11 protein-coding genes are annotated in these 12024 nt (G+C 61.7%); 10 read left to right on the top strand and 1 reads right to left on the bottom strand.

Going from position 1 to position 12024, the window contains the following annotated elements; genetic code table 11:
* The first annotated feature begins 91 nt into the window (after nt 1-91).
* The 5 genes from ACP2YP_RS23635 to ACP2YP_RS23615 all read left to right on the top strand — a co-directional run bounded on the left by ACP2YP_RS23635 (nt 92) and on the right by ACP2YP_RS23615 (nt 7085).
* Complete coding sequence (locus tag ACP2YP_RS23635; RefSeq protein ID WP_426418730.1) at nt 92-775, top strand: YoaK family protein; 684 nt, start codon at nt 92-94, stop codon at nt 773-775.
* 103 nt (nt 776-878) lie between these two features.
* The gene (gene cax / locus ACP2YP_RS23630; protein WP_426426244.1) at nt 879-1982 is read left to right on the top strand and encodes a calcium/proton exchanger; all 1104 of its coding nucleotides are present in this window, start codon (nt 879-881) and stop codon (nt 1980-1982) included.
* Nucleotides 1983-2152: 170 nt separating this feature from the next.
* Nucleotides 2153-4906, top strand: a complete 2754-nt coding sequence (locus ACP2YP_RS23625; protein ID WP_426418729.1) for a decarboxylase — start codon at nt 2153-2155, stop codon at nt 4904-4906.
* 12 nt (nt 4907-4918) lie between these two features.
* Nucleotides 4919-6619: an aspartate:alanine exchanger family transporter gene (locus tag ACP2YP_RS23620; protein ID WP_426418728.1), complete on the top strand. Its 1701-nt coding sequence runs from the start codon at nt 4919-4921 to the stop codon at nt 6617-6619.
* 31 nt (nt 6620-6650) lie between these two features.
* On the top strand, nt 6651-7085 hold the full coding sequence (locus ACP2YP_RS23615; protein ID WP_426418727.1) for a hypothetical protein: 435 nt from the start codon (nt 6651-6653) through the stop codon (nt 7083-7085).
* Nucleotides 7086-7165: 80 nt separating this feature from the next.
* On the opposite strand, the gene ACP2YP_RS23610 is transcribed toward ACP2YP_RS23615, so the two are convergent.
* Nucleotides 7166-7618 carry a hypothetical protein gene (locus ACP2YP_RS23610; RefSeq protein ID WP_426418726.1) on the bottom strand — a complete coding sequence of 151 codons (453 nt, stop codon included), beginning with the start codon at nt 7616-7618 and terminating at the stop codon, nt 7166-7168.
* 153 nt (nt 7619-7771) lie between these two features.
* Here ACP2YP_RS23610 and ACP2YP_RS23605 point away from each other — a divergent pair, with 153 nt between their 5' ends.
* The 5 genes from ACP2YP_RS23605 to ACP2YP_RS23585 all read left to right on the top strand — a co-directional run bounded on the left by ACP2YP_RS23605 (nt 7772) and on the right by ACP2YP_RS23585 (nt 11948).
* Nucleotides 7772-8203, top strand: coding sequence for a hypothetical protein (locus tag ACP2YP_RS23605; RefSeq protein ID WP_426418725.1), 432 nt, complete (start codon nt 7772-7774; stop codon nt 8201-8203).
* Nucleotides 8196-9428 carry an HlyD family secretion protein gene (locus tag ACP2YP_RS23600; RefSeq protein ID WP_426418724.1) on the top strand — a complete coding sequence of 411 codons (1233 nt, stop codon included), beginning with the start codon at nt 8196-8198 and terminating at the stop codon, nt 9426-9428. Before ACP2YP_RS23605 ends, ACP2YP_RS23600 begins: the two co-directional genes overlap by 8 nt.
* A 240-nt stretch (nt 9429-9668) precedes the next feature.
* Nucleotides 9669-10349, top strand: coding sequence for a DUF2092 domain-containing protein (locus ACP2YP_RS23595; protein WP_426426243.1), 681 nt, complete (start codon nt 9669-9671; stop codon nt 10347-10349).
* Nucleotides 10346-10621 (top strand): hypothetical protein, encoded by a 276-nt coding sequence (locus ACP2YP_RS23590; RefSeq protein ID WP_426418723.1) that lies wholly within the window; start codon nt 10346-10348, stop codon nt 10619-10621. The genes ACP2YP_RS23595 and ACP2YP_RS23590 overlap by 4 nt, the downstream gene beginning before the upstream one ends.
* Before the next feature lie 16 nt (nt 10622-10637).
* Nucleotides 10638-11948 carry a TAXI family TRAP transporter solute-binding subunit gene (locus ACP2YP_RS23585; RefSeq protein WP_426418722.1) on the top strand — a complete coding sequence of 437 codons (1311 nt, stop codon included), beginning with the start codon at nt 10638-10640 and terminating at the stop codon, nt 11946-11948.
* Nucleotides 11949-12024 lie beyond the last annotated feature (76 nt).

The following is a 12024-nucleotide window of genomic DNA, read 5'->3' as shown; positions in this document are numbered from 1 at the left end:
CCGGGGATTTGCTTGATCCAGATCAATCCTCAGCATCGGTCGAGCGCGTCGATGGGAGCATGCAGGACCTGCGACAGCCGACATTTCGGACATGAGTACTCTGGATATCGCCGCCGCTTCGTCGATACGTCGCGACGAGACGGTTGAGATCGCGTTGCTGCTCGCTTTCGCCGGCGGCTATATCGACGCCTATACTTGGATCATCCACGGCGTGATGGCCAATGCCCAGACGGCGAACCTCGTTCTGCTCTGGGTGTACGGAATGGCCGGCGATTGGGACAAGGCGCTCCACTTTGGCCCTCCGATCATCGCCTTTGCTATCGGCGTGGTCATTGCCGCATGGTTGCGCCGCGTCACGGGTGAGCGGGCCGCGGCGATCAGCACGCTCATTGAGATCCTGCTCTTGATCGCAATCGGCATTCTGCACAACCGGCTTCCGGATCTCGCCGGTACGCTCGGCATTTCATGCGTCGCCGCGATGCAGGCGACGGTGTTCACCCGGGTCGAGGGGGCGGTCTACAGCACCGTCATGATCACCGGCAATATGCGCCAGGCGATCGAAGGCATATTCATTGCGGCCTCCGGAGGGCGTCCAGCAGGGACGCTTCGCCGCTCCGGCATCTTTACGGCCGTATGCGTCGCCTTCGGCCTTGGCGCTGCCGTGGGCGCCTTCGCGACCAAGAGCATCCCCGACCTGGCGCTCGGCATTCCCGTGATCGCGCTGCTGATCGTCTTGCTGCGCTGCGAGGTCCAACGTCACGAGGCCTCAAGATGAATTCGCGGTCCGGGCGGCGTGTCGACGCTCGCGGCTTACGCGGTCCCGGTTTCGCAGGAACGTCAGGATGCATCAGCCTTCGGAGCAGGGAGAACAGGTGATGATGAAGCCTCTGGTCGACGCGGTCCGGCATAATCCTATCCTTTGGATGCTGCCCTTTGTCCCGGTGGTGCTGATCGTCCAAGCGGTCGCTCCGGCGGCTCATACGCTCCTGTTTGTGCTGGCTGTTCTTGCCATCGTGCCGCTCGCTGCCCTGCTCAGTCAGGCCACGGAATCGGTCGCCGAAAAGACGGGGGATGCAATCGGAGGGCTGCTGAACGCGACGCTGGGAAATCTGACGGAGATGATCATTGCGCTCGCCGCGCTTCACGCCGGGCAGTACATGCTCGTGAAGGCTTCGATTGCGGGAGCCATCGTGACCAATTCCCTGTTCATGCTGGGAACTTCCTTTCTCCTCGGCGGACTGCGCTTCCACGTTCAGGAATACAATCGCGCCGGTGGAAGGCTGCATGCCGGGCTGTTGCTCATGGCGGCGATAGCACTCCTCTCCCCCTCGGCCGTCGCGGAGCTCGATTGGGCGCAGGGTGAAGCCATGGCTGACAAACTCAGTCTCGGCCTTGCCATACTTTTGATCGTTGCCTATGGGCTTGGCTTGCTGTTTTCGCTCAAGACCCACAAGGAGCTCTTTGCCAGCGAGAATCATGGCGAGAAGGGCGAGGCTCCGTGGCCGATCGGGCTTGCGGTTGGCACGCTCGTCGTTGTCACGGTGTTCGTGGCTCTGGTGAGCGAGATCTTCGTCGAATCCGTGCAACAGGCGGCAGGGGCGTTCGGGATGAGTCCCGCTTTCGTCGGGTTCATCATTGTCGCAATCGTGGGAGCCGCGGCCGAGATGGCCGTGGCTTTTTCGGCCGCGCGCAAGAACCGGCTCGACATGAGTGTCAGCATCGCGCTTGGCAGCGCCTCGCAAATTGCCTTGTTTGTCGCTCCCGTGCTCGTCCTGCTCAGCTATGTCATCGGCCCCAAGCCGATGGATTTGCAGTTCTGGCCTGGCGCCGTGACGATGGTCATAATTTCCGCGATGCTCGCCGCCTTCATTACCAATAGTGGCCGCTCCGCCTGGTTCATTGGCGTGCTGCTCTTATGCATCTACATGATCTTCGCGATGACGCTCTATATGATCCCGCCGGACGCGCATCGACCGGCGTGAATCTTCCAAAAGAGCCGGGAAAACATCCTGTTGCATTGCAGAGCAGAGGTGATCGGCGTGTTCGGCGTCACCCTCATATCGCGCGCGACCGTTGACTTGGATCAATGGAACAGTCGGAGCGGCCCTCACGATCCGCCATCACCTTTGCCACAGGGATCGGGAGAAAACTCATGTCCAAGGATGCCAAGCCCGCAGAGAAGCGCATCGATCAGTTCTTTTCCGGACCCGGAGGGCGGGCGGACGACTGGCGTGACCTGGTGGAGGCGGCAAAGGCGTGGGCGAGAGGCGGAGATCGCGCAAAATATGATGCGGCGCTCACGGAGCTCTCCGTGATGGAAGAGTTTCACGGTTATCCCGGCCTGCAATTGATGACGGCGTTGCGAGAAGCAGCTTCATCCGGCGATGCGGCGAGGTCGCTGGACCTCGCGACACGGATCACGCAGGCTCTTCAAACCAGATCCTTCCGCCAGCATGCCGGCGACCGGAACGAAACGGACGAGGGCAATGGCGATGCGACTGACCTGCTGCTGCCGACATTTGGTCCGCAGGGCGCGCGCCGTCCCTATTTTGAAGTCCTGATCGTCACCGGCGTCTCATCCAACCATTGGCCGGCGCTCGCTGCCGAATGGCGCAAGCTGCGGCGGCTGGTCGATCAGTTCATCTATGAGCCCGTGATCGTGGGAAGTCTCGAAGACGCCTTCTGTGCCACACTCCTTAACGCCAATCTCGCCGCGGTCGTGATCAACGAAGGCTTTGGGCTGCGGTCGCGTCATGATGCGCCGGTGCTGCGCACGCTGACGTCATCGGCCGGCCTCAACGATGAAACCGACGCTTCCGCGCTCGGGCTCGCCCATATCATCAAGCGGGTCCGTCCCGAGCTCGATCTCTATTTGATGTCCAATCGTGACGTTGAGGCGATGGCAGGAAATCCCGACGCCAGCGTGGCCCGCCGCATCTTCTATTCCATCGAAGAGCTGCTTGAACTGCATTTGTCGGTCCTCGAAGGCGTACAGGACCGCTACGACACGCCGTTCTTCGACAATCTCAAGAAATATGCACAGCGGCCGATCGGAACGTTCCATGCGCTGCCGATCGCGCGTGGAAAATCCATCTTCAAGTCGGATTGGATCCGCGACATGGGCGAATTCTACGGCCTGAACCTATTTTTGGCCGAAAGCAGCGCCACCACCGGCGGTCTCGATAGCCTGCTCGAGCCGACCGGAACCATCAAGAAGGCGCAGGACAAGGCGGCGCGTGCGCTCGGCGCCGATCGCGTCTTCTTCGTTACCAATGGCACTTCGACCTCGAACAAGATGGCTGTGCAGGCTCTGCTCGCGCCGGGCGACATCGCGATCGTCGACCGCAACTGCCACAAGTCGCATCACTACGGCATGGTTCTGGCCGGCGCCCAGCCGCTCTATGTCGAAGCGTTTCCGATGACGGAATATTCGATGTATGGCGCCGTGCCGCTGAACACGATCAAGCAGGCGCTGTTAAACGCCAAGGCCGACGGCCGGCTCGACCGCGTCAAGCTGCTCGATCTGACCAACTGCACCTTCGACGGCCACATCTACAACACCCGCCGGGTGATGGAGGAATGCCTCGCCATCAAGCCCGACCTGATCTTCCTGTGGGACGAGGCCTGGTTCGGCTTTGCGCGCTTCTCGCCGTTCCTGCGGCGGCGCACCGCGATGGGCGCCGCCAACGAGATCGAGGCGTGGATGCACGAGCCGAAATCGGTCGCAGCCTATGAGAAGCAACAGGCCGAACTCGGCAAGAACCCCTCGGACGAGGTGCTGCTCAAGACCCGGCTGATCCCCGATCCGCGTCAGATCCGGCTGCGTGTCTACCAGACCAATTCGACGCACAAGTCGATGTCCGCGATCCGGCAGGGCTCGATGCTGTCGGTCAAGGACGCCGAATTTCATACCGTCGAGCAGCAATTCAAGGAGGCCGTCTTCACCCATGCCTCGACCAGTCCGAACCAGCAACTCATAGCCAGCCTCGACGTCTCGAGGCGCCAGATGGAGCTCGAGGGTTATGGCCTCGTCGCCAATGCGATCGATATCGCGCTCGCCATCCGCAATGCGGTCAACACCAATCCGCTGATCTCGAAATATTTCCGCATTCTCGGTGCGGATGCCATGGTGCCAGCGCAATATCGCCAGAGCGGATTTACCGACTATCTGGCGCCGGGCGTGAACTGGGCAAATACCCTGAAGAGCCTGGACGACGACGAGTTCTGCCTCGATCCGACCCGCATGACGCTAGTGTGCGGCACGGCCGGCTTCGACGGCACGCAGTTCAAGGGCCTGCTGGCGAGTGAGTACAACATCCAGGTCAACAAAACCTCGCGCAACTCGGTTCTGCTCCAGTCCAACATCAACAACACGCGCAGCGACGTCGCGCATCTGGTGCGGGTACTGGCCGAGATCGCCGGCGAGGTTGACCGCGGTCTGACGCGGGGCGGTGCCAATGCGAAGAAGACGTTCGAGGCGCGGGTGACGAGCCTGATGAAGGACGTCCCCGACCTGCCGAACTTCTCGCATTTCCACCCAAGCTTCCGTGGCGACGCCGGCACCAAGACCAACGAAGGCGACATCCGCACCGGCTTCTATACGGCCTACGACGCGGCGGGCTGCGAATATATCCGCCTCGGCGATCCCGAGATCGACCGCCGCCTGAAAGCCGGGCCTGAGCTCGTGTCAGCCAGTTTCGTGATCCCCTATCCGCCGGGCTTCCCGATCATGGTGCCGGGACAGGTCATCACCCAGGAAACCATCGACTTCATGCGCAAGCTCGATGTGAAGGAAATCCACGGCTACGACGCCAAGGAAGGCCTGAAGCTCGTGCGCGCCGAAGCCTTGGCGAAGATCGGCCGGCCCAAGCCCGGCGCCTCGCCGAAGCTCAAGGCCGCGTCATAAGAGGGGACAAACATGCAAGGGTTTTTCACGTTTTTGGCGCAGAATCCGTTTCTGCTGCTGTTCTTCGTTGTCGGGCTTGCCGTCTGGATCGGGCGGGCGAGCATCAAGGGCTATGGCCTCGGCATGGTCGCCGGTGCCATCGTCGTCGGCGCGGGCCTTTCGGTGTGGGCTTCGACTTACGGCGTGAAGCTCGAACTGAACAATTTTGCGAAGAGCCTGTTCTACTATCTCTTCATGTATGGCGTCGGTTTGCGAGTGGGTCCGTCCTTCATCAACAGCTTGAAGGGGGATGGCCTCAAATTCTGTGTCCTGGCGCTGGTGTCGAGCGTGCTCGGTCTGGCGCTCGTCGTCATCTTTGCAAAGCTCTTTGCGCTGCCGACCGGCGCCGCCGGCGGCATGCTGGCGGGGTCGCAGACTATGTCGGCCGCGATCGGGTCAGCCGAGCAGGCGATTACTTCTGGCGTGGTGAAGCTGCCCGAGGGCATGAAGCCCGAGGAGGCCTCAGGCATGATCGCGCTGTCCTACGGCATCACCTACATCTGGGGTACGGTCGGCATCATCCTGATTTGCAAATACCTCCCGCGCTGGTGGGGCGTCGACGCCAAGGCGGCGGCGAAGCGGTATGAAGAGGAGTTCGGCGTCAAGGATCTCGAAGGTGGCGGTCTCACCGGCTATCGCCAGTTCGGCCTGCGCGCCTATCGGCTGGAAAATCCGGCTCAGGTCGGGATGAGCATTGCTGGCTTCCGCAAGAGCAATCCCGAGTATCGTATCGTCAACGTGTTGCGTAACAGTCACCCGCTTGGGAGCGATCCGGACGTCGTTCTGCAAAAGGGCGATGTCATCGCGCTCGGCGGAGCGACCGAACACCTGACTGAGAAGATGGGGTTGATTGGCCCCGAGGTTGCCGATGCCAAGGCGCTCGGAATCCCGATGGATCAGGCGGACATTCTCGTCACCAACAAGGATGTCGTGGGGCGCACCTTCGAATCGTTCCGCGACCAGGCGATTGCCGGTCAATTGCAGGTCACCAAGGTCGAGCGCGGCGGGGTGCAGATTCCGGCCGGTCTCAAGACCGAGCTGCAGCGGATGGACATCATCTCTGTCGTCGGCCTGAAGTCCGCCGTCAACGAGCTCGGCGAGATGTGGGGCCGCATCGCGCGCACCAACACCTCGACCGATCTGCTGACTCTGGCGGCGGGCATGATCCTCGGCTTCCTGATCGGCATGATCGAATTCCCGGCCTTCGGCGCCAAGATCGGTCTGGGCAACGCCGGCGGTCTCTTGCTGTCGGGCGTGATCGTCTCTTCGCTCGTGTCGCGGCTGCGCTTCTTCGGTAACACGCCGAACGCAGCGCGCAACGTGCTGGAGGATCTCGGCCTAGTCGTCTTCGTGGCGATAGTCGGCGTCAATGCCGGTGCTGGCCTCCTGGCGCAGCTCACGGGCGCTGTTGCCTTGAAGATCTTCGTTGCCGGCTTCATCGCCTGCACGATTCCGCCGTTCATCGTCTGGGCGATCGGATTCCACGTCTTCAAGGTCAATCCGGCTGTGCTTATGGGCGGCGTTGCCGGGGCGCGGTCGCACTCCGGCCCGTGCCGCGAGGCTGCGGTTGAAATCCAGAGCTCCGTGCCCTGGATCGGTTTCCCGGTCGGCTACGCCGTGTCGGGCATCCTGCTCACCGTGTTCGGCTACTTCGCAATGCTTCTGGCCCAATAGTTCGGCCTTACAAATCCAGAGGAAAGAGACGATGAAGAGATTGACTGCTGCTCTCGCATTTGTTGCCCTGCTTGTCGGTGTCGCCGGTTTCAGCCCGCCATCGCGCGCCGAAACCGGCCAGGTTGCCATTGTCTTCACCAAGGGCGGGTTCATCCTCGGTGTTGGTGGCGGCGAGGGTGTCCTGCTGTACCGGGGCCACAAATATCCGTTCACCGTCTCCGGCATGAGCGTCGGCTTCACGATCGGGGCGTCGACCACCAAGTTTGTCGGCCGCGCCCTCAATCTCAGGGGCCCGGAGTCCATTGAAGGCTCGTATGCGGCGGGCGGAGCAGGCGGTGCCGTTGCCGCAGGCGCTGGTGCCGTTCAATTGCAAAACTCGAACGGCGTGATCCTGCAGCTCAGCGGCCCCAAGATCGGCGCGGAAGTCTCGGCCGCGGTCGGTGGCGTGACGATACGGCTGAAGTGAATGTGAGACGGACAGACAGCAGGCCGCGCGCATCAGCGCGGCCTGTTTACGCTGCCGATCCAACTAGCGCGAAACGGCGTTCAATCTCCCCAGGAAATGGTAACGCCGACGTCGCCCGGCACGCCGCCTGGGAATTCGATGATCTGATAGGCGATGCGATAGCCGCGCGGCTGAAGATAATCGGTCCAGAGCTGGAAGATTTCCTTCGGGATGCCGGTCAGCGTGTTCTCCCAGCCCTTTTCCATCTGGTTGATGGCGCGGCCCTTGTCGGTGCACAGCGTGTTGGGGAAGCGATAGACCTGCACGTCGGTCAAGCCATTTCGCACCGCACGCTGAATGATGGTCGATGCCAGCTTGATCTTCTCCTCCTCGCTCTTGCCGGACGGCTTGCTGAGCCGCTCGATCAAGGCGTGCTTTTCGGCCTCGGCGGCAGCGGCAAGGCGAACATACTCGTCTGCCTTCTCGGCCTCCTTGAGAGCTGCTTCCTTGCGGATCTGGTTGGCATTGGGGATGAGATCATCGATGCCGGGCATGGCTGTGGGCTCCTGCTGTCTGGATTCAGCGTGCTCCCGCGAGGCTAGGTAGGGCCGACCCAGGTCCGTTGATCCAGATCAAGCAATTCCGTCACCTGGTACGCACTGTCCGTTCGAGGGTTTGGCCGACGAAGTCCGGATTGGGAGAATACTTTGAGCGAGCAGCTTCACCCGACGGCTCCGCACCATCTGCCGTTCTATCTTGCGCCGGGAAACGGGACTGATGTGCTGATGGTGGTGATGGGCATCTTCCTGGTTGGCACCATCTTTTGGGTGGGAACGCTGTACTGGCGCCTGCACAGTCTTCCCGAACGGATGGCTCACAAATCGCAGAAGCTGCAGTTCGAGATCGTCGCTGTGCTCGGCCTGATCTCGCTATTTACGCACATGCATGTGTTCTGGGTGGCGGGCCTGCTGCTCGCGCTGATCGATATCCCCGATTTCGGCACTCCTCTGCGCAGCATTGCCGATTCCGTGGAGAAGATCGCTGACGCGACCCCGGACGAGGTGAGCGAGGCTGGGCAACCCGGGCCGCCGCCGCCACCAACCAGTCCCGCCAGGGAAAGGGAGCACAGTCATGTTTGAGCTCATGTTCTGCTCCCTGCTGACAATTTTGCCGGACTACCTTTACCGCCGCTACGCCCAGGGCAAGCGGTTCGGCAAGGAGATCACATTCTTCTCCGTCTGGTACGAGCTGCGATGGGGCATCACCGGCTGCCTGATGCTCACGGTCTCACTGATCACCATGATCTTCTATTTTCATCCGACGACGGACTCGGCGACGCTGTATTTCCGCACCGTGCCGATTCTGCCCGAAGGCTCGGGACGGGTTGCGGAGGTCGACATCGGCGTCAGCCAGGCGGTCAAGAAGGGCGACGTGCTGTTCAGGCTGGACAGCTCGAAGCAGGAGGCTGCGCTCGAAACCGCCAGGCGCAAGATTGCGGAGGTTGATGCCTCGATGAGGACCGCACAAGCAGACGTAGACAAGGCTGACGCCCAGATCCAGGAAGCTAAAAGCAATCTTCAGCAGGCCAGGGACGAACTCGACACCAAGTCCGAGCTACAGCGTCGCAATCCCGGCATCGTGCCGCAGCGCGACATCGAGAAGCTGCAGGTGCTGGTGGATCAGCGGCAGGCCGGCGTCGACGCTGCGACCGCAGCAAAGCAATCGACGGGGCTGCGGTTGTCAACCCAGCTGCCTGCCGAGAAGGCAAGCGCCGAGGCGATGCTCGCGCAAGCCCAGGTCGATCTCGACAAGACCACTATTCGCGCCGGCGTCGACGGGCGGGTCGAGCAATTTCTGCTTCGTACCGGCGACGTCGTTAATCAACTGATGCGGCCGGCCGGCATTCTCATCCCGGAGGGAGCCGGCAAAAGTACCTTGCAGGCCGGCTTTGGCCAGATCGAGGCCCAGGTCCTGAAGGAAGGCATGGTTGCCGAAGCGACCTGCGTGTCCAAGCCGTGGGTGATCATCCCGATGGTGGTGACCCTGGTCCAGGACTACATCGCGGCCGGACAGTTCCGCGCAGGAGAACAATTGCTCGACGCCCAGAACACAGTGAAGCCCGGCACGATCCTGGTGTTCCTGGAGCCACTCTACAAGGGTGGGCTCGAAGGAGTCACCCCGGGCAGCAGTTGCATCGTCAACGCTTACACGAGCAATCACGAGGAGATCAGTGCGAAGGACACTTCGACCGGTCGGGCGATTGCACTGCATGTCGTCGACGGCGTCGGCCTCGTGCACGCCATGCTGCTGCGGATCCAGGCGCTGCTGCTGCCGATCAAGACGCTGGTGCTAGCCGGTCACTGAGACAGTGGGATCCCAAAGCCTTCGTTACAGAAGCGGGGCGCAACCTTCGCGTAGCTTGATTCATGTCAAGCAAGGCGGCGTCGGATCCGCCTCAATGGGCTTCCATCCCAGGAGGATCGATATGAAACAAGCAACATTCCATCTCGCAAAGCTCCGCGCGACGTGGGGCGTGACCGCAGCGGTGCTGTTGCTGGCGGTCACCTCGTCGGCTCGTGCGGATGATGCGGCCATGATCCTCAAATCGATGGCGGACTACTCGGCAGCCAGAAGACGCTGTCCGCCTCGTTCGAGAGCGACATCGAGGTCATCACGCCGGAGCTTGAAAAGATCCAGTTCACAAGTTCGGGCCAGATGAAGTTGAGTCGCCCCGACAAGTTGCGCGTCAGGCGCACCGGTGGCTATTCCGACGTCGAGCTGGTCTATGACGGCAAAAACCTTTCGCTCTACGGCAACGACGCCAAAGCCTATGCGCAGGTTGAGGAGCCGGGCACGGTCGACGAAATGATCGCGGGGATGCAAGCCCACTCGGGCCTCGGCATGCCGGGCACGGACCTCATCCTCTCCAACGCTTTCGATGAGCTGATGGCCACGACCATCGAGGGCAAGCATATCGGCCAGGGCGTGATCGACGGCGTCGAATGCGAGCATCTCGCGTTTCGTACGCCCGACACCGACTGGCAGATCTGGATCGAGCCCGGCGCGAAGCCTGTCCCGCACAAATATGTGATCACCAGCAAGACACTCACGGGCGCGCCGCAATACACGCTGCGAATCAGGGACTGGAAGACCGACGCCTTCACGGATCCCGACACGTTCGCGTTCAAGGTGCCCGCTGGCGCCACCAAGATCGATCTGGATGCCGCTGCCATGGCGGGATTCGATGAAATTCCCCCGGGCACACCGTCAGGAGCAAAAAAATGATCATATCGCGAAAGGTCCTCCTCTGTGCCGCCGTTGTGGCCGCAGGACTATCCTGGAATGACATCAGCCCTGTGAGCGAGAACGGCTTCTTCTCGCAAGCGCAGGCGAGGGTGGGCAGGCCACTCACGCCAATGAGCTATGCCGGCGTCGCGCGCAGGACCACGCGTCGTGCGGTGGCTGTCGGTGCTGCCGCCGGAGCGGCGGGCGTCTACTACGGCTCGTCATGTAGGCAGGTCGTCGACGCCTATGGAAATGTCGTGACGCGCTGTTAGGATGAACCCGAGCAGATTGCCGGCCTGGCTGCGCATTGCCTTGATCGTCGGTGCGGTTCTCTTAGTCGGCGGTGCGGGCCTGTTCGCATTTCGCTGGTACGCGCGGCCGACCGCTCTGACGCTGGCAGCAGGTTCGGCGGACGGCGAAGCGGGTAAGCTCGCCTCTCTGCTCGAAGGTAAACTCGCGCAATCGAACGCACGTGTGCGGCTCAAGCTGGTCCCGACGCCGGGACCGGTCGAAGCAGCGAAGGCCTTTTCGACGAGGAGCGTCGACCTTGCCGTGGTGCGCGGCGATGTCGGCGAGCTCGGGGACGCGCGGGCCGTGGTCGTGGTCGCGCATCCGGTGGTGTTGCTGGTCGCTCCGCCCGGATCTCCCTGGACTGATATCTCCGAGATCAAGCGCGCGACCATCGGCGTGATCAGCGGCACTGCAAATGCGAAGCTCGTCGAGGTGCTGACGCGCGAATACAATCTGCCGCGAGCCGGCGTGTCTTTCAAGGAGCTGGCCCCGGAGGACGCCAGGAAGGCCCTGGCTGCGAAAGAGGTGCAGGCGGTCTTGCTGACGGTGCCGCTGACGGAAAAGTATTTGTCCTTTATCCGCAGCCTTTTTCCTCAGAACAGTCGAGCCGGGCCCGCGATGATCAGCATTGAATCCGCAGGCGCGATCGCGGAACGGGAACGGGCTTATGAGACGTTTGACGTTCCGAAAGGGACGGTGCGTGGTTCTCCTGCAATTCCCCAGGACGATCTGACCACGCTCAGGACCTCGCTTTACCTGGTTGCACGCAAGGACCTCGGCGACGAGCTCGTCGGAGATCTTGCCGAAGCGGTGATGAATGCGCGCAGAGAATTGCTTGCCGAAGTTCCGGCTGTCGCGCTTATCGCAGCACCTGACACCGACGCCGATGCCTTTCTTCCGATTCATCCGGGCGCAGCCGCCTTCTTTGAAGGCACGCGAGAAAGTTTTCTCGACCGGTGGGGAAATGCGATCTTTCTTGCACCGATGGTTTTGGGCGCGCTGGCGTCGATGTCTGCAGCTGCCTGGAAGTTCTTGCGCGACGGCGAATCGCAACCCGAGGAGGAAACGTTGGATGCTCTCTATGCGCTTGGACCCCGCATCCGTGCGGCCGGGCGTCAGATGGACCTTGATCACATCGAGGAGGAAATTGATCTGGTGCTGCACAAGCAACGTCAGCGGGCGAAATCCGAAGGCCATGAGCAGCGCGACGTCACCGCGGTCAATGTCGCCGCCCATCGTCTGGAGAATTTGATCCACGACCGGCGTATCTCTCTTGCGTCGCAGCAAGGCGGTCAGGCCTCGGGGTGAAACGCCCCGGATTTCTTTGATCTCTGTCAAAGAAGACTGGTCATGCGGTGTTGATGCTTGCTGCGATAAGCTCAAT

The sequence above is a fragment of the Bradyrhizobium genosp. A genome (assembly GCF_049949275.1).
In the GTDB taxonomy this organism is placed as follows: domain Bacteria; phylum Pseudomonadota; class Alphaproteobacteria; order Rhizobiales; family Xanthobacteraceae; genus Bradyrhizobium.
This window is presented reverse-complemented; position numbering and strand designations above follow the sequence as displayed.